The following is a 15,226-nucleotide window of genomic DNA, read 5'->3' on the forward strand; positions in this document are numbered from 1 at the left end:
GATGAATCCCACGGCCATCACGCCGAGGACCAGCCCCACCCGCAGCGCGCGTCGGTTCCAGGGCCACGGCGCGAGTAGTGCACCCCGCCCTCGATGATTTTCGCCTGCACGGTATTGGCACTGGACGGCAGAACAGTCACCTCGTTCTGTGCGTGCCACGTTTCGTAGTCGCCCATCAATACCCCTACTAGGAGAGCGTGACGAGCTGCGCGCACGCATTGATCGCCATTTTCGCTATTGGCAGAATGCGGTCACGTTCGGCCCACCGTCACAGGATCGACAAGCCGCCTGGCGCAACCAACCGGTTGTGTGACGGGGGTTCCGGTTGCGGGTCACCGGGCTTGGGTATGTGGTCGGGAGGTTGGTCGACAGCAAGGAGGAACGGTCGTGGCGGATGGGTTGGTCGTGCCCCCGAACCAGGGGCGACGGGTAGTCACCGGGGCGCAAGAGGTGACGTTCAAGGTGACTGGCGCGGAGTCTCGGTTCGCGTCGAGTTTCGAGGTGGTTGTGCCGCCGGGATTCGATGTGGGCGCCCATGTCCACGCCGAAGAGGAAGAGCTGTTCTATGTGCTCGAAGGCGAATTGGACGTGTTGGCGTTCGAGCCCGTGCAGCCCGTGTCGGACGATTGGCGGGAGTGGCGCGGCAAGGCGGCGCAGCGGGTGGTGCGGGCAGGGCCGGGCAGCGTGATGTTCGTGCCGCCCGGCTGTCCGCACGCTTTCGCCAATTCCACCGACAAGCCCGCCCGCATGTTCTTCCAGTCGTCGCCGCCGGACGCGCACGAGCGGTACTTCGATGAATTGCTCGAAATCCTCGGCTCGGCGGGCGAGGTGGACCGGGAGGCGATCGTGCGGTTGCGCGACCGCTACGGCATCGAGCAGTTGACGCCGCTGCGGGCCCCGGCCCCTACCAGGTGACTGGAAGCTCCACCGGTCCGCGGATGAGCATCCCCTTCGGCCAGGGCACCTGGTCGAAGGGGACCGCGAGCCGCAGCCCGGGCACTCGCTCGACCAGCGCGCGCAGCAGCACGTCGGACTCCATCTTGGCGAGCATCGGCGCCATGCAGTAGTGCGGGCCGTGGCCGAAGGCCAGGTGCGGGATGTGCTGGCGGTCGAAGTCGATCCGCTCGGGGTCCTCGAACACCTCCTCGTCCCGGTTCGCGGTGAGGTAGGAGACGTAGACGACTTCGTCCTTGCGGATCAGCACGCCGCCGACCTCGACGTCCTCGGTGGTGATCCGCGGCTGGCCGAGGCCGCTCTTGTGCGGGATGTACCGCAGCAGTTCCTCCACCGCGCGGGGCGCCAGGTCGGGGTCGGCCACCAGCCGCTCCCACAGCGGCGGGTGGGTCAGCAGGGTGTACATCATCATCGAGCTGTTGTTGCGGACCGCGTGCCAGCCGTTGAACTGCAACAGGACGGCCAGCGCGAGCAGTTCCTCCTCGCTGAGCCTGCCCGCGTCGACGGCGGCGGCGAGCACGCTCATCAGGTCGTCTCTCGGCTCGGCGAGCCGCCGCGCGGCCATGTCGCGGAAGTACGCGCTCACCTCTTCCTTGACCCGGCTCGTCCGCTCGGCCGCCGCCTTGTCCGGCGCCACGGTCAGCAGCGTCTGCGCCCACTCGACCATTTGCGGCCAGTCCGTCTCCGGGACGCCCATCATGGTGCCGATCATCGTCACCGGGAACGGCGAGGTGACCTGCTCGACCAACCGGCCCGGCGACCCCTGCGCCACCATCGCGTCCACCAGCCGCCCGACGACGCGCTCCGCGGTCGGGCGCAGCCGGTCGACGGCGGGCTGGGAGAAGGCGCTGGCGACCACGGTGCGGACCCGGGCGTGCTCGGGCGGGTCGGCGAAGCTCACCGCCCGGTCCAGCGGGATGTTGTGCGCGGTCATCTTCGGAATGGGCCGCCCGGGGAGGGCGGCGCGGCTGAACCGGGGGTCGGAGGTGACGAACTTGACGTCCTCGTAGCGGGTGACCAGCCAGGCCTCCCCTTGGCCATAGGGCATTCGGATGCGGGCCACTGGCTCATCGCGCAGCATCCGAGCCAGAAACGCGTCGAATTCCAGGCCGGGCAGATCCTCGACCTGATAGAACCAGACTGGGCAGGAAGTGGTCACTGGAGCACCTTTTTCGTCATTATTTCGCCGACCATTGTTTCGCGGGATTTCCTGGTGATCGACTTTTCATTCGCTCACGAGGACCGTCGGTCCCTGGTGACGCGCAGGGTCGCGACGCCGCGCGCGGTGGACGCGCCCGCCTCGGCGCACCCCGGGCCCTGGTACTCGACCACCACCACCCGCTCGATCCGGCTGCCCGCGAACAGGCCGTCGACCACGTGGCCCTTGCCGGACACCACGGTCCCGTGGTCGCCGCGCAGGTTGACCGCGCTGCCGCCGGACATCGTGCTCCGCTGCCCGTTGTCCCAGTCCGCGACGATGGTGCCGCGGAACCGGCCACCGTCGCAGTCGAACACCCCGCCGCCGTCGATGGCCAGGTGGACGCCGGTGATGTCCGTGGTCCGCGACTGGCACCGATAGTCCCCCCGCATCGACACGCGCAGTCTGCGCGGCGTGTCGCTGATGGCGGGGGTGTAGGTGACCGTGTCGGTGCCCTGGCAATTCACCAGCGTGGTCGACGCGCTCGCCGGAACCGGAAACGCGGCGACCGTCAGCGCCATGGTCGACAAGGTGACAGCGGATAGAGCGACCGCGATCCTGGCCGCATTCGGGTTGCGCCTCATCTTCTGATTATCAGCACGATCAGCACGATCGTCCACACTCGATCGGGTGTTGTTGAGATCGCGAAAATCGGGGTATTCGTCAACGCTGTTTCCCGGCTCGGCGATTATCTCATCACTCCGGGCGGTTGCCGGTTTCCCGGCCGCTCAGGCGCGACGAGGTCACGCCCTCGTAGACGAAGTGGGCCATCATGCCCAGCGTCGCGTGCTCCAGGTTGTGGCAGTGCGACATCCAGATGCCGGGATTGCTCGCGCGGAAGGCGAGGTCGAACGTCTCACCCGGCCGCACGTCGAGGGTGTCGGTCCACCACGGCGACCCCCGGCTCGGCGCGCCGTTGCGGGACAGCACCAAGGCGTGGTGCCCGTGCAGGTGAATGGGGTGGTTCTCCCGGCCGCGGTTGACGATGGACATCCGCACGAGGTCGCCCTGCCGCACGGTCAGCGACGGCACGTCCGGGAAGCTCTGCCCGTTGATCAGCGAGATCAACTGGAGCGTGCCGTCGTAGAACCCCAGCCTGTCGTCCAGCACCATCTTGTAATCGACGTCGACGTGGCTGGTCCGGTCGAACGGGGTCGCCGCGGGCGTGCCGTAGGTGAGCGGGTCGAACGTCGGCCCGTCGAACCGGGGCGCGGGCGCCGGGGTGTCGGCGGCGGGCGCGAGAACCAGGCCCGCGACGGGATTCGCCTCCTCGGTGAGCCGCACGGGCCCGTCGGGCATCACGAACGTGAGGTCGTACCGCCCGCCCGCGGCGAGGCCGAGCCGGACGTCGGTGAGGTCGGTCGGGCCCACGAGGTCCGTGCCGTCGATCGCCGCCACCCGAAACGGCGCGCCGATCAGGGTGAAGGTGGCGGGCAGGTCGTCGGTTCGCGGGTCGAGGTTGCTGTTGGTGTTGATCAGTCGCAGCCGCACGCTCGTGCCGGGGGCCACGACGACGCGCTCGACGGTGTCCGCGAGGTCCAGCGCCGACACCGGTCTCGACTCCGCGGGCCAGATGTGCTTGAGGACCGAGCGGTCGAAGTCGGCCTGCTCGCCGTCTCGGGGCAGGACGACCAGCGCCCCGAACAGGCCAAGCGTCACCGACCGCGCGCTCGCCTGATGCGAGTGGTACCAGAAGGTTCCCACCTGCATAGGGCGGAAGCGGTAGACGTAACTGCCGCCGGGTGGCACGGCGTCCTGGGTCAACCCGGCGACGCCGTCCTGCGCGTTGGGCACGTCAACGCCGTGCCAGTGCAGTGTGACGCCGTCCTTGGTCATCCGGTTGACCAAGGTCACCTGCACCAACGCGCCCTGCCGGACGCGCAGCTCCGGGCCGGGGGCCTGCCCGTTGAACATCAGCCCGTCCAGGCTCTCGCCCGAGGACAGGCGGATCTTGCCTTCCTGCGCGGTGAGGGTGAACACGTGGTCGGGCACGCCGTCGACCGCGCCGGTGAGCTGGCTGACCTCGGTGACGGAGTCGCCCGTGTGCTCGTCCGGGCCGTGCCCGCCCATGCCGATCCGGTCGGGCAGCCGGGTCGACCACGAGCCGAAGGCGTGCAGGGCGACCCCCAGCAGGGCGACCGCGACCAGCGCGCCCACGGTCCGCAGCAGGCCCGACCACAGCGGACGCGCGGGGACGGTCCCGTCGGGCAGGACCCGCTGCCGCAGCCACAGCACCGCGGTCGCGATGGCCAGCAGCGCGCCGTAGAGGGCCAGTTCGTCCGCGTACGGGGCGACCGGCCGGACCAGGGTCCCGGCGTACCAGCCGAGCATGGCGCCGACCGCGGTGGCCTGGACGGCGACCACCGGCCACGGTCCGACCGGCCCGACGTCGCGGTCGCGCGCGAGGCCCACCGCCAAGGGGACGGTGAGCACCGCCACGCCGATCATGGGCGCCAGCAGCAGCGGAAGGACGACCAGCACATGGTCGCTGACGAGTTCCCACCCGATCGACCACAGCGCCGCCAGCACGATCACATGCGCGAGCAGGACGAGCCCGCCGAGCCCGAGCAGCACCAGCAGGTCGCGGGCGGTCCCCCGGCGGGCGCCCCCGGACTGGGCACGCAGCCGCCCGGCGAGGAACCCCAGGACCGCCCATAACACGAACTGCGAGCCGGAAAGCAGCAGCGCGGTCTGGTTCAGCAGCTCATACCTGGCGGGCAGGTCCATGCTGGGATGCTAAGTCGCAAGTGGACCTTGCGCGGGCTGCCGTCACCCGGATTGGTGAGGACGGGAATCAGGGTCCGTCGATGCCGGGACGCCAGCTTTCCGGCAGGCCGCTGCCGGTGAGGACCGGCTGCCAGTCCGCGAATCCGGCCGGGGCGTGCGGGCTCCAGGGGAAGTGGCCGTCCGGCGTCGCCACGATCAGCTGGAGCGCGGGGAACTCGCCGGAGGGGTAGAGCAGGAACGCGCTGCCCAGAAACTCGGGGTAGTAGTCGCGGTGGACCCGTTCCACGACCACCGGGGTGCCCTCGAAGAAGTCCAGGTACGGCAGCCCGGGGAAGAACCTCTCGCCGGAGGCCGCGCGGCGGACGTAAAGGTCGATGAGCGGGCGGGCCATGTCCACCGGAAGGCCGATGACGACCGCCTCCGGCGCCCCGAAGCGGCGCCACGCGCCCGCGGAGAAGGCGTAGGGCGCGCCGAACTCGTCCCCGGGGACCTCGATGACGGCGTGGCCGTCCTCGTCGGTCGTGCGCAGCAGCCACTCGCGTAAGCGGGCGTCCTCGGCGGTGATGTCGTCCAGGGACACGGGCGGGCTCCTCGTCGGTGGGGACCGGAACGGGCCCGGGCGCGGCTGCCCGGGCCCGGTTGCGAGGTCAGCCGACCTCGGCCATCACATCGTCGGACACGTCGAAGTTCGCGTAGACGTTCTGCACGTCGTCGGAGTCCTCCAGCGCGTCGATCAGCTTGAAGATCTTGCGGGCGCCGTCCGCGTCGAGCTGCACGGTCACCGACGGCAGGAAGCTCGCGTCGGCCGACTCGTAGTCGTAGCCCGCGTCCTGCAACGCGGTGCGGACCGCGACCAGGTCGGTGGCCTCGGAGACGATCTCGTAGCTCTCGCCCAGGTCGTTGACCTCTTCCGCGCCCGCGTCGAGCACGGCCATGAGCACGTCGTCCTCGGACAGACCGGCCTTGGGCAGGATCACGACACCCTTGCGGTTGAACATGTACGCCACCGAGCCCGGGTCGGCCATGCTGCCGCCGTTGCGGGTCATCGCGGTGCGCACCTCGCCAGCGGCGCGGTTGCGGTTGTCGGTGAGGCACTCGACGAGCACGGCGACGCCGTTGGGGCCATAGCCCTCGTACATGATCGTCTGCCAGTCGGCCCCGCCCGCCTCCTCACCACCGCCGCGCTTGCGGGCACGCTCGATGTTGTCCTGCGGAACCGAGTTCTTCTTCGCCTTCTGGATGGCGTCGAACAGCGTCGGGTTGCCCTCGGGGTCACCGCCGCCGGTGCGGGCGGCGACCTCGATGTTCTTGATCAGCTTCGCGAAGAGCTTGCCACGCTTGGCGTCGAGGGCGGCCTTCTTGTGCTTGGTTGTCGCCCACTTGGAGTGGCCGCTCATCTCTCCTCCGTCATCCTTGCCAAATCCGATTCACGCGCCGCGGACGATGTCCACGAACAGGCGGTGCACCCGCAGGTCACCGGTCAGTTCCGGGTGGAACGCGGTGGCCAGCACGGACCCCTGCCGAACGGCGACGATCCTACCGGCGGCCGCGCCAGCCGTCGGGGTCTCCGGCACCGTGGCCAGCACCCGCACCCTCGGCGAGGTCGACTCGACCCACGGCGCGCGGATGAACACCGCGTGCACCGGCCCGCCCTCGACGTCGGCGAAGTCCAGATCCTCCTCGAACGAGTCGACCTGCCTGCCGAAGGCGTTGCGCCGCACGATCATGTCGAGGCCGCCGAGCTGGTGCTGGTCAGGACGGCCGTCGAGGACCTTCTCAGCGAGCAGGATCATCCCGGCGCACGAGCCGTAGGCGGGCATCCCGGCGGCGAGCCTGGCGCGCAGCGGCTCCAGCAGGTCGAAGGTCTCCAGCAGCCGGGAGATGGTGGTCGACTCGCCACCCGGGATGACCAGACCCGCGACGTCGGCCAACTCCGACTGCCTGCGCACCGGCAGCACCCGGGCGCCACCCGCCTCCAGGGCGGCGGTGTGCTCGCGCACGTCGCCCTGCAACGCCAGCACGCCGATCAGCGGTCGCTCAGCCGACACCCTGCTTGCCTTTCCTCATCACAACCCGGTCTGCCAGCCTAGTCGGGGCTGGGGTGGGGTGGATCAGGCCACCCTGCCGTGCTCGTTGCTTGCTGTCTGCTCGATGGGTGGCCGGCTGTGTTGGTTTGCTCGATGGGGTGGAGTGGTTTCTTTGGGGCCCCTACGAAGGAAGATCCCGTCGTGGGAAAGACGGGTGGGGAGCCTTCGGCCCCACGACCACGGCAAGTTTAGGGATCTTCCTTCACCCCCAAAGAAACCACTCCACCCCATCGAGCACTGGGCGAGCGTCGGCGCGGCTTCGTTGGGGGGCGGGTTGCTCCCTGCTCCCTGCTCCCACTCATGCCGTGGACTGAAGGCCACTTCGGAACGTGGAGGGGTCCGAAGTGGCCTTCAGTGAGCGAGGTTGCTTTACCGCCGGGACTACCAGCCGCGTTCGGCCAGGCGGTGGGGTTCGGGGACGTCTTCCACGTTGATGCCCACCATTGCTTCGCCGAGGCCACGGGAGACCTTGGCGATGACATCTGGGTCGTCGTGGAAGGTGGTGGCTTTGACGATTGCCTCCGCGCGTTGGGCGGGGTTGCCGGACTTGAAGATGCCGGAGCCGACGAAGACGCCTTCCGCGCCGAGTTGCATCATCATCGCGGCGTCGGCGGGGGTGGCTATGCCGCCTGCGGTGAAGAGGACGACCGGGAGCTTTCCGGCGCGGGCGACCTCTCGGACCAGGTCGTAGGGGGCCTGGAGTTCCTTGGCCGCTACGTACAGCTCGTCCTCGGGGAGGGTGGTGAGCTTGCGGATCTCGGCGCGGATCTTGCGCATGTGGGTGGTGGCGTTCGACACGTCGCCGGTGCCTGCCTCGCCCTTGGAGCGGATCATGGCGGCGCCTTCGGTGATGCGGCGCAGGGCCTCGCCCAGGTTGGTGGCTCCGCAGACGAAAGGCACGGTGAACTGCCACTTGTCGATGTGGTTGGCGTAGTCGGCCGGGGTCAGGACCTCGGACTCGTCGATGTAGTCGACGCCCAGGGACTGGAGGACCTGGGCCTCCACGAAGTGGCCGATGCGGGCCTTGGCCATGACCGGGATCGACACCGCCGCGATGATGCCGTCGATCAGGTCCGGGTCGCTCATCCTGGCCACGCCGCCCTGGGCGCGGATGTCGGCGGGGACGCGTTCGAGGGCCATGACGGCGACCGCGCCCGCGTCCTCGGCGATCTTGGCCTGCTCGGCGTCGACCACGTCCATGATCACGCCGCCCTTGAGCATCTCGGCCATTCCGCGCTTGACGCGCGTGGTGCCGGTCTCCGGAGTGGGGGCAGTGGGCTGTGCGTCGGACACGATGCGACCTTTCCAGGGTGTCGGAACTCGGCGGCGGCAAGCCGCTGACCACAGCTTACGGCGCAGGTGGCCCGCTCTCAGTGGCCAATTACGGCCGATCTCGCCAGGCCACTTGGCCCCGATGGGGCCGCTGGGGTTGTCGACCGACCGCGAACAGTGTGAGATCGACCACAGGACTGCCGATGGGGTGGCCCGGCGGCTCCCCGAACCGAGTGGGAGGTGGGCGACATGGGGTCCAAGAGCTCCGAGAACGGCCATGCCGAGTCCGCGGTCGCCGCGGACGACCCGGCCAAGGTCCGCAACATCGCGCTGGTCGGACCATCCGGGTCGGGGAAGACGACGCTCGCCGAGGCGCTGCTCGCGGCGACCGGGGTGCTGGGCCGGGCCGGGTCGGTCACCGAGGGGACGACCGTGTGCGACCACGACCCTGCGGCGGTGCGGCAGCAGCGGTCGGTCGGGCTGGCGGTGGCGCCGCTGGCGCACGACGGCGTGAAGATCAATCTGATCGACACCCCGGGATACGCCGATTTCGTCGGCGAGCTGCGCGCGGGGCTGCGGGCGGCCGACGCCGCGCTGTTCGTGGTCTGCGCCGCCGAGGGGGTGGACGCGACCACGACGGCGCTGTGGGCGGAGTGCGCCGCGGTGGGGATGCCCCGCGCGCTGGTCATCGCCCGGCTCGACCACGCGCGCGCCGACTTCGCCGCGGAGCTGGCCGCCTGCCAGGAGGCGTTCGGGGCGAACGTGCTGCCGCTCTACCTGCCGACGGCCGACGGGACCGGGCTGCTCGGGCTGATCACCCAGCGCCTGTTCGACCACTCCTCGGGCCACCCGCCGACCGTGGCCGAGCCGAGCGCGGCGGGCCTGGCGCGGGTGGCGGACGCCCGAGACCAGCTCATCGAGGGGATCATCGCCGAGAGCGAGGACGAGACCCTGATGGACCGCTACCTCGCGGGCGAGCCCATCGACACCGACACGATCATCGCCGACCTGGAGACCGCCGTCGCGCGCGGCTCGTTCCACCCGGTGTTCCCCGTGTGCGCGCAGACCGGGCTGGGCCTCGCCGAGCTGGTCGACGCGCTGGCCAGGGCGTTCCCGTCGCCGCTTGAGCACCCGCTGCCGGAGGTCACCGCCCTGAACGGCAAGCCGCACGCCGCGCTCACCGCCGACCCGGACGGGCCGCTCGCCGCCGAGGTCGTGCGCACCGCGGTCGACTCCTACGTCGGCCGGGTGTCCCTCGTGCGGGTGTTCTCCGGCACCCTGCGTCCCGAGCGGCCCGTGCACGTGTCCGGGCACGGCCTGGCCGACCGTGGCCACGAGGACCACGACGCCGACGAGCGGGTCGCGCACATCTACTCGCCGCTGGGCGCCGCCCTGCGCGAGGTGCCGTACTGCGTCGCGGGCGACCTGTGCGCGCTGACCAAGATCGGCTCGGCCGAGACCGGCGACACCGTCTCCGCCCCGGACGACCCGCTGCTGATGGCCCCCTGGGCGATGCCCGAGCCGCTGCTGCCGGTCGCCGTCACCGCCAAGTCCCGCAGCGACGAAGACACCCTCGCCCGCAACCTGTCCCGCCTCGTCGCGGGCGACCCCACCCTGCGCCTCGACCGCAACGCCGAGACCCACCAACTGGTCCTGTGGTGCATGGGCGAGGCGCACGCCGACGTCGTCCTCGACCGCCTGCGCGCGGGCGGAGCCGAGGTCGAGACCGAACCGGTGAAGGTGCCGCTGCGCGAGACGTTCGCCGCCCCGGCCCGGGGCCACGGCAGGCACGTCAAGCAGTCCGGCGGCCACGGGCAGTACGCGGTCTGCGACATCGAGGTCGAGCCCCTGCCCACCGGCGCGGGCTTCGAGTTCGTCGACCGCGTGGTCGGCGGCGCGGTCCCCCACCAGTTCATCGGCAGCGTCGAGAAGGGCGTCCGCGCCCAACTCCAGCGCGGCCTGCACGGCGGCCACCCGGTGGTCGACATCCGCGTCACCCTGGTCGACGGCAAGGCCCACAGCGTCGACTCCTCCGACACCGCCTTCCAGACCGCGGGCGCTCTGGCCCTCAAGGACGCCGCGGAGAAGGGCCGGATCTCCCTGCTGGAGCCCGTGGACGAGGTCCACGTCCACGTCCGCGACGAACACCTCGGCGCCATCCTCGGCGACCTGTCCGCCCGCCGCGGCCGAGTCCTCGGCACAACAGCCGACGACTCGGGGCGCTCGGTGGTGCACGCGGAGGTCCCCTCCGCAGCCCTGCTGCGATACGCGATCGACCTGCGCTCGCTGACCTCAGGCTCGGGCGCCTTCACCCGCGAGTTCTGCCGCTACGACCCGCTGCCGGAGTCCCTGGCCGCCCAGTACGCCTAGGCGCGATCACCCGATGGGGTTGTCTAGTTGGTTTGACGCTTGCGCGTCTAGCTTGCTAGACATAGCCTTGTGGTGAACAAACGGTTGCGCCCCAAGGCGCTCCTTGCCCTCGTGCGAAAGGTCGCTCGGCAGAACCAGCGCACGGTGGTGGAGGAGCCCGGACGAGGCGAGGGATCCCACAGGTTGTATCGGCTGCTCGACCAGGACGGACTGGAGATCGGGAGGTTCGCAATGCCGGATCACGCACGTGAACTGTCCTGGACGGTTCTGCGGAGCATCGAGAACGCTTTGGCGCAGGAGTTCGGCGAACACTGGATGGAGGAGAAGTGAGCGGCGAACTTCCCGTCTATTCCGTTGTCGTCTCCCGACAGGACAACCTCTGGGTGGCTGTCGTGGAAGGGCTCCCCGGCGGCGCGACCGACGTCGAACACTTTCGAGACTTGCCCGACGCGGTCCGAGATTTGATCGCGACCCTGCTGGGCGGGGAAGCGAACGCCTTCTGGATCGATTGGCACTACCGGCAAGGAGATCACGACCTCACCCAGGTCATCGAGAATCTTCGACAGTGGGAACGGTTGGCGGAACGCGCGGCCCACTACCGGGACGCGTCTCGCCAGGCCGTGGTCGAAAGCCTGCGCGCGGCCGGGTTGACCTATCGCGAGATCGCGGACGTGGTTCAGATGTCCCACCAGCGTGTGTGGCAACTGCTGGATACCGAAGGCAAGGCGGCCGACCAAGGAAAGGACTCGGAAACACTCAGCCCGCTAGAAGCATCGCTGCTCGCTTTCCTGAGCAGCGTCGGTCAAGTACGCCCGGATTCAAGGTCAAGCCTGCTGACGACTACAGCGGCCATGCTTGAAGAAACAGCGACAGACGTGGCCTTCTTACATCCGAACATCACGGTCGAGGTGGGCTTAACACCACTTCCCCCGTCGATCGTGGGCCGGGCTCAGCGGACCGCGCGCACCGTTCCATCCCACGAGGACACGTCGGGAAGGAGGTCGGCCAGTTGGACCGGGTAGACGGTTTCGTCGGTGTCGTGCAGGTCGGTGGGGCTCCACCAGCGGTGGTCGGCGATGGTGCGCGCCTCCAGTTCGGTGAAGCCGGAGGTGTCCACCGACGAGCCGTCAGGGAGGCGGGCGACGAAGAACCATTCCTCCGCGTCGTAGGTGCGGCCCTCGAAGCTGAACACGACCCGGCGGCGCCAGACCGGGCCGGTGAGGGTGTCGGCGGTGACCTCGACGCCGGTTTCCTCGTGGAGTTCGCGGGCGGCGGCGGTGCGCAGGTCCTCCCCGGGCTCGACGCCGCCGCCGGGGGTGAACCAGAAGGTGTCCCGGGGGCGGCCGGGGTCGTGGCCGTGGAAGAGCAGCACGCGGTCGTCGGGGTCGAGCAGGAGCACCCTGGCCGAGGGGCGGGGGCGGGGCACGTCCTCGGCCAGGTCGGGTTCGGCGATCTCGAAGTAGGTGGGCTGCGGGGCGGTGCCCGCCAACTTGAGCCAGCGGGCGGGCCTGCGGCGACGCTGGGCCAGGGTGTCGCGCACGGCGTCGCCGTGGACGCGGCGGGCGATGACCAGGCGGTGTTCGGCGTCGGCGAGTTCGGCGACCAGGGACAGAGGCAAGTCCTGACGGTTGACCGAGGCCAGTTCGCGGGTCAGCGCGTTCTCAGCCGACTCCCGGTCGGCTCGCGGGGCGTGTTCGGCGCGGTCGGCGACCACCCGCAGGCGGTCCCCCGCATGGGGGTCGATCACGCCGGACACCGCGCGGGCGACAACCGCGCGGCGGGCCAACGCGGCGTCGAGGGCGGCCCAGGCCGCGTCGGTGCGCACGTGCAGGCGGTCCAGGCGGTTGGCGGTGCCGACCAGCCAGCTTCCGATCATGACCACGACCGCCAGCACCACGATCAGCGCGGTGATCTCCCAGCCGGTCACGGCACCTCGCCCACGCGGCGCGGGTCGGCGGCGATGGCCTGCTCGTAGACGCGCAGCACCTGGTTGGCCACCACCGACCAGTCGAACGCGGCGACCCGGTGCTCCGCCTCGGCCACCAGGGTCGCCCGCCGGGACGGGTCGGTCAGCACCGCGCGCAGGCCCTCGGCCAGGGCGGGCGCGTCGCCGACCGGGGTGAGCACACCCGCGCGGCCGTCGTCGAGGACGCGGCGGAACGCGTCGAGGTCGCTGGCGACCACCGCCGTGCCCGCCGACATGGCCTCGGTCAGGATGATCCCGAAGCTCTCGCCGCCGGTGTTCGGCGCGCAGTAGGCGTCGACACTGCTCAGCGCGCGGGCCTTGGTGGCGTCGTCGGCCTGGCCGAGCAGGTCGATGCGGGCCGCCAGCGCCGGTCCGGCCGCGCGGCGCAGATCGCCCTCGTCGCCCCGGCCGACGACCAGCAGCCGCAGGTCGGGCAGGTCGTCCAGCAGCAGGCGCAGGGCGGCGAGCAGGATCGACATGCCCTTGCGCGGCTCGTCGTAGCGGCCGACGAACCCCACGGTGCCGCCCGCGCGCGGGTAGCCAGCCAGCGGCTCCGCGTCGCGGAAAAAGGCCACGTCGACGCCGTTGGGGATCTCCACGGCGTCGCCGCCCAGGTGCTCGACCTGCACCCGCCGGGCCAGCGCGGACACCGCGATCCGGGCGGTGACCTTCTCCAGGAACGGCTGCAAGACCATCTGGAACGCGCTGAGCGTGCGCGAGCGCGGCGTCGAGGTGTGGAAGGTGGCCACGATCGGGCCATCGGCGATCATCAGTGCCAGCATGGACAGGCTCGGCGCGGTCGGCTCGTGCAGGTGCAGCACGTCGAAGTCGTGGTCGCGGATCCAGCGGCGCACCCGGGTGAACGACACCGGGCCGAACGACAGCCGCGCCACCGACCCGTTGTAGGGAATGCCGACCGCGCGGCCCGCCGGTCGGACGAAATCCGGCAGCGGGGTGTCCTCGTCGGCGGGGGCGAGCACGTCGACCTCGTGGCCCAGCGCCCGCAGCGCCCGCGCCAGATCCATGACGTGGACCTGCACCCCTCCGGGGACCTCGAAGGAGTACGGGCAGACGACCCCGATCCTCACCGCCGCTCCCGCGCTACCTTCCCGGCGGCAAGCGCCTCCTGCCCGGCGGGCGACAGGTCGGAGATCCACAGGTCTTGCAGCATGTGCCAGTCGGCGGGGTGCGCGGCGATGTCGGCGGCGAGCGTGTCGGCCAGCGCCTGGGTCGCGGCCGGGACCCCGCGGATGCCGTTGACCTGCAACGGCGGGTGAATGCGCAGGCCCCAGCCGTCATCGGTGAACCACAGGCCCGCCGGGAGCAGCGCGGCCCCGGTGCGCGCGGCCAGGTAGGCCGGGCCGGGGGGCATCCTGGTCTGCGCGCCGAAGAAGGTCACCGGGGTGCCGGTCGGGGTCAGGTCCCGGTCGGCGACCAGGCACACGATCTTGTTCTCCCGCAGCCGCTCGGCCAGCACGACCCCGGGCAGGCGGTCGCCGCCGCTGGCGGGCAGGATCTCGAACCCAAGCGACTCGCGGTAAGCGACGAACCGCTCGTAGAGCGACTCCGGTTTCAGACGCTCGGCGACGGTGGTGAACCGGCCGTGCTCGCCGACCAGCCACACGCCCGCGGCGTCCCAGTTGCCCGAGTGCGGCAGCGCCAGCACGACGCCGTTGCCCTCGGCGAGCGCGGCCTCGATGTATTCCTTGCCGGTCATCGTCGCGTCGATGGCGGCGTGGATGGCCCGGTGGTCCATGGTGGGTAGCCGGAACGCCTCCAGCCAGTAGCGCGCGTAGGACCGCAGCGCCTGCCGCACCAGGTCGTCCAGCTCGGCGACCCCGGCCTGCGGCACGACCCGGGCGAGGTTCGCCCGCAGCCGCTGGCTGCCCGGGCCCGCGCGGCGGGCGGCGAGGTCGGCCCCGGCCTGGAACAGCGCGCGCGCCGCCCCGTCGGGCAGCGTCCGGACCAGGCGCCAGCCCACGCCGTAGCCGGTGGCCTGTAGTCGGTCGCCCCAGTTCATGCCGCCTCCTCCATCGCCGAGCGCCGGACCGCGACCAGCCGCTGCGCCACCGTCACCACCGACCCGGCCGCGAGGATCCACAGCCCCGCCTCCAGCGCGTACGGCACGCCCAACCCGCTCAGCCCGGCCCCGACCAGGGTGATGATGAGCCGTTCCGCCCGCTCCACCAGCCCGCCGTTCGCGCTGAGCCCGGACGCCTCGGCGCGCGCCTTCACATAGGAGATCACCTGCGCGAACACCAGGCACACCAACGCCGCGACCGCCGTGACCCGGTCGTGCGCGACCTCGAACAGGTACCAGGTGACCCCGCAGAACAGCGCCCCATCCGCGATCCGATCACAACTGGCGTCGAGCACCGCCCCGTAACGCGTCCCCCCACCTTGGGCGCGTGCCATGGCCCCGTCGAGCAGGTCGAACATGGCGAACCCCCACACCACCAGCGTCCCAGCGAGCAGGTGACCGGTGGGGAACAGCCACAGCGCGCCCACCACCGCCCCCACGGTCCCCACCACCGTCGTGGCATTGGGCGTGAGACCGATGCGAACCAACCGCGCCCCCACCGGATCGGTGACGCGCGAGACCGAGGCACGAGCGAAGATGTTCAGCATGAGGCTGTGAAAGGCACCTAACCG

16 protein-coding genes are annotated in these 15,226 nt (G+C 70.7%); 4 read left to right on the forward strand and 12 right to left on the reverse strand.

Translation table 11 applies throughout. The features are described 5' to 3' along the window. Positions 1-17: 17 nt before the first annotated feature. Entirely contained in the window at positions 18-176 is a 159-nt protein-coding gene (locus ACZ6SD_RS13330; RefSeq protein WP_465317191.1) for a hypothetical protein, read from the reverse strand. 211 nt (positions 177-387) lie between these two features. Here ACZ6SD_RS13330 and ACZ6SD_RS13335 point away from each other — a divergent pair, with 211 nt between their 5' ends. Continuing rightward, complete coding sequence (locus tag ACZ6SD_RS13335; RefSeq protein ID WP_465317192.1) at positions 388-915, forward strand: cupin domain-containing protein; 528 nt, start codon at positions 388-390, stop codon at positions 913-915. Here ACZ6SD_RS13335 and ACZ6SD_RS13340 read toward each other — a convergent pair. From ACZ6SD_RS13340 to pdxS, 7 genes are all read right to left on the reverse strand, one after another. Further along, entirely contained in the window at positions 905-2,113 is a 1,209-nt protein-coding gene (locus tag ACZ6SD_RS13340) for a cytochrome P450 (RefSeq protein ID WP_465317193.1), read from the reverse strand. The genes ACZ6SD_RS13335 and ACZ6SD_RS13340 overlap by 11 nt on opposite strands. A gap of 74 nt (positions 2,114-2,187) precedes the next feature. After that, positions 2,188-2,736 (reverse strand): hypothetical protein, encoded by a 549-nt coding sequence (locus tag ACZ6SD_RS13345; protein ID WP_465317194.1) that lies wholly within the window; start codon positions 2,734-2,736, stop codon positions 2,188-2,190. A 112-nt stretch (positions 2,737-2,848) separates the two neighbouring features. Further along, complete coding sequence (locus tag ACZ6SD_RS13350) at positions 2,849-4,879, reverse strand: multicopper oxidase family protein (protein WP_465317195.1); 2,031 nt, start codon at positions 4,877-4,879, stop codon at positions 2,849-2,851. 67 nt (positions 4,880-4,946) lie between these two features. Continuing rightward, on the reverse strand, positions 4,947-5,459 hold the full coding sequence (locus tag ACZ6SD_RS13355; RefSeq protein ID WP_465317196.1) for a DUF4262 domain-containing protein: 513 nt from the start codon (positions 5,457-5,459) through the stop codon (positions 4,947-4,949). Between the two features lie 67 nt (positions 5,460-5,526). Continuing rightward, on the reverse strand, positions 5,527-6,276 hold the full coding sequence (locus ACZ6SD_RS13360) for a YebC/PmpR family DNA-binding transcriptional regulator (protein ID WP_465317197.1): 750 nt from the start codon (positions 6,274-6,276) through the stop codon (positions 5,527-5,529). 30 nt (positions 6,277-6,306) lie between these two features. After that, the gene (pdxT, locus tag ACZ6SD_RS13365) at positions 6,307-6,927 is read right to left on the reverse strand and encodes a pyridoxal 5'-phosphate synthase glutaminase subunit PdxT (protein ID WP_465317198.1); all 621 of its coding nucleotides are present in this window, start codon (positions 6,925-6,927) and stop codon (positions 6,307-6,309) included. Between the two features lie 420 nt (positions 6,928-7,347). Next, a complete protein-coding gene (pdxS, locus tag ACZ6SD_RS13370; RefSeq protein WP_465317199.1) occupies positions 7,348-8,259 on the reverse strand; it encodes a pyridoxal 5'-phosphate synthase lyase subunit PdxS in 912 nt (303 codons plus the stop codon). 228 nt (positions 8,260-8,487) lie between these two features. Between pdxS and ACZ6SD_RS13375 the strand changes: the two genes are divergently transcribed. The 3 genes from ACZ6SD_RS13375 (at position 8,488) to ACZ6SD_RS13385 (ending at position 11,630) form a co-directional block, all read left to right on the forward strand. After that, positions 8,488-10,608 carry an elongation factor G-like protein EF-G2 gene (locus tag ACZ6SD_RS13375; protein WP_465317200.1) on the forward strand — a complete coding sequence of 707 codons (2,121 nt, stop codon included), beginning with the start codon at positions 8,488-8,490 and terminating at the stop codon, positions 10,606-10,608. Between the two features lie 72 nt (positions 10,609-10,680). Further along, complete coding sequence (locus tag ACZ6SD_RS13380) at positions 10,681-10,938, forward strand: hypothetical protein (protein ID WP_465317201.1); 258 nt, start codon at positions 10,681-10,683, stop codon at positions 10,936-10,938. After that, entirely contained in the window at positions 10,935-11,630 is a 696-nt protein-coding gene (locus tag ACZ6SD_RS13385) for a hypothetical protein (protein ID WP_465317202.1), read from the forward strand. Before ACZ6SD_RS13380 ends, ACZ6SD_RS13385 begins: the two co-directional genes overlap by 4 nt. Here ACZ6SD_RS13385 and ACZ6SD_RS13390 read toward each other — a convergent pair. From ACZ6SD_RS13390 to pgsA, 4 genes are read right to left on the reverse strand one after another with little or no spacing between them, the layout of a single operon-like run. Then, positions 11,558-12,535 (reverse strand): NUDIX hydrolase, encoded by a 978-nt coding sequence (locus tag ACZ6SD_RS13390; protein WP_465317203.1) that lies wholly within the window; start codon positions 12,533-12,535, stop codon positions 11,558-11,560. The genes ACZ6SD_RS13385 and ACZ6SD_RS13390 overlap by 73 nt on opposite strands. Next, a complete protein-coding gene (locus ACZ6SD_RS13395; protein ID WP_465317204.1) occupies positions 12,532-13,662 on the reverse strand; it encodes a glycosyltransferase family 4 protein in 1,131 nt (376 codons plus the stop codon). The genes ACZ6SD_RS13390 and ACZ6SD_RS13395 overlap by 4 nt, the downstream gene beginning before the upstream one ends. Further along, entirely contained in the window at positions 13,659-14,594 is a 936-nt protein-coding gene (locus ACZ6SD_RS13400) for a phosphatidylinositol mannoside acyltransferase (RefSeq protein WP_465317205.1), read from the reverse strand. Before ACZ6SD_RS13400 ends, ACZ6SD_RS13395 begins: the two co-directional genes overlap by 4 nt. After that, complete coding sequence (pgsA, locus tag ACZ6SD_RS13405; RefSeq protein WP_465317206.1) at positions 14,591-15,202, reverse strand: phosphatidylinositol phosphate synthase; 612 nt, start codon at positions 15,200-15,202, stop codon at positions 14,591-14,593. Before pgsA ends, ACZ6SD_RS13400 begins: the two co-directional genes overlap by 4 nt. Positions 15,203-15,226 lie beyond the last annotated feature (24 nt).

The organism is Actinokineospora sp. NPDC051303 (genome assembly GCF_055586285.1).

Excerpts from the sequence above, each read along its gene's own strand:
- ACZ6SD_RS13345 (WP_465317194.1), bottom strand. The coding sequence starts at position 2,736 with ATGAGGCGCAACCCGAATGCGGCCAGGATCGCGGTCGCTCTATCCGCT.
- ACZ6SD_RS13330 (WP_465317191.1), bottom strand. The coding sequence starts at position 176 with ATGGGCGACTACGAAACGTGGCACGCACAGAACGAGGTGACTGTTCTG.
- ACZ6SD_RS13400 (WP_465317205.1), bottom strand. The coding sequence starts at position 14,594 with ATGAACTGGGGCGACCGACTACAGGCCACCGGCTACGGCGTGGGCTGG.
- ACZ6SD_RS13350 (WP_465317195.1), bottom strand. The coding sequence starts at position 4,879 with ATGGACCTGCCCGCCAGGTATGAGCTGCTGAACCAGACCGCGCTGCTG.
- ACZ6SD_RS13375 (WP_465317200.1), top strand. The coding sequence starts at position 8,488 with ATGGGGTCCAAGAGCTCCGAGAACGGCCATGCCGAGTCCGCGGTCGCC.
- ACZ6SD_RS13360 (WP_465317197.1), bottom strand. The coding sequence starts at position 6,276 with ATGAGCGGCCACTCCAAGTGGGCGACAACCAAGCACAAGAAGGCCGCC.
- pgsA (WP_465317206.1), bottom strand. The coding sequence starts at position 15,202 with ATGCTGAACATCTTCGCTCGTGCCTCGGTCTCGCGCGTCACCGATCCG.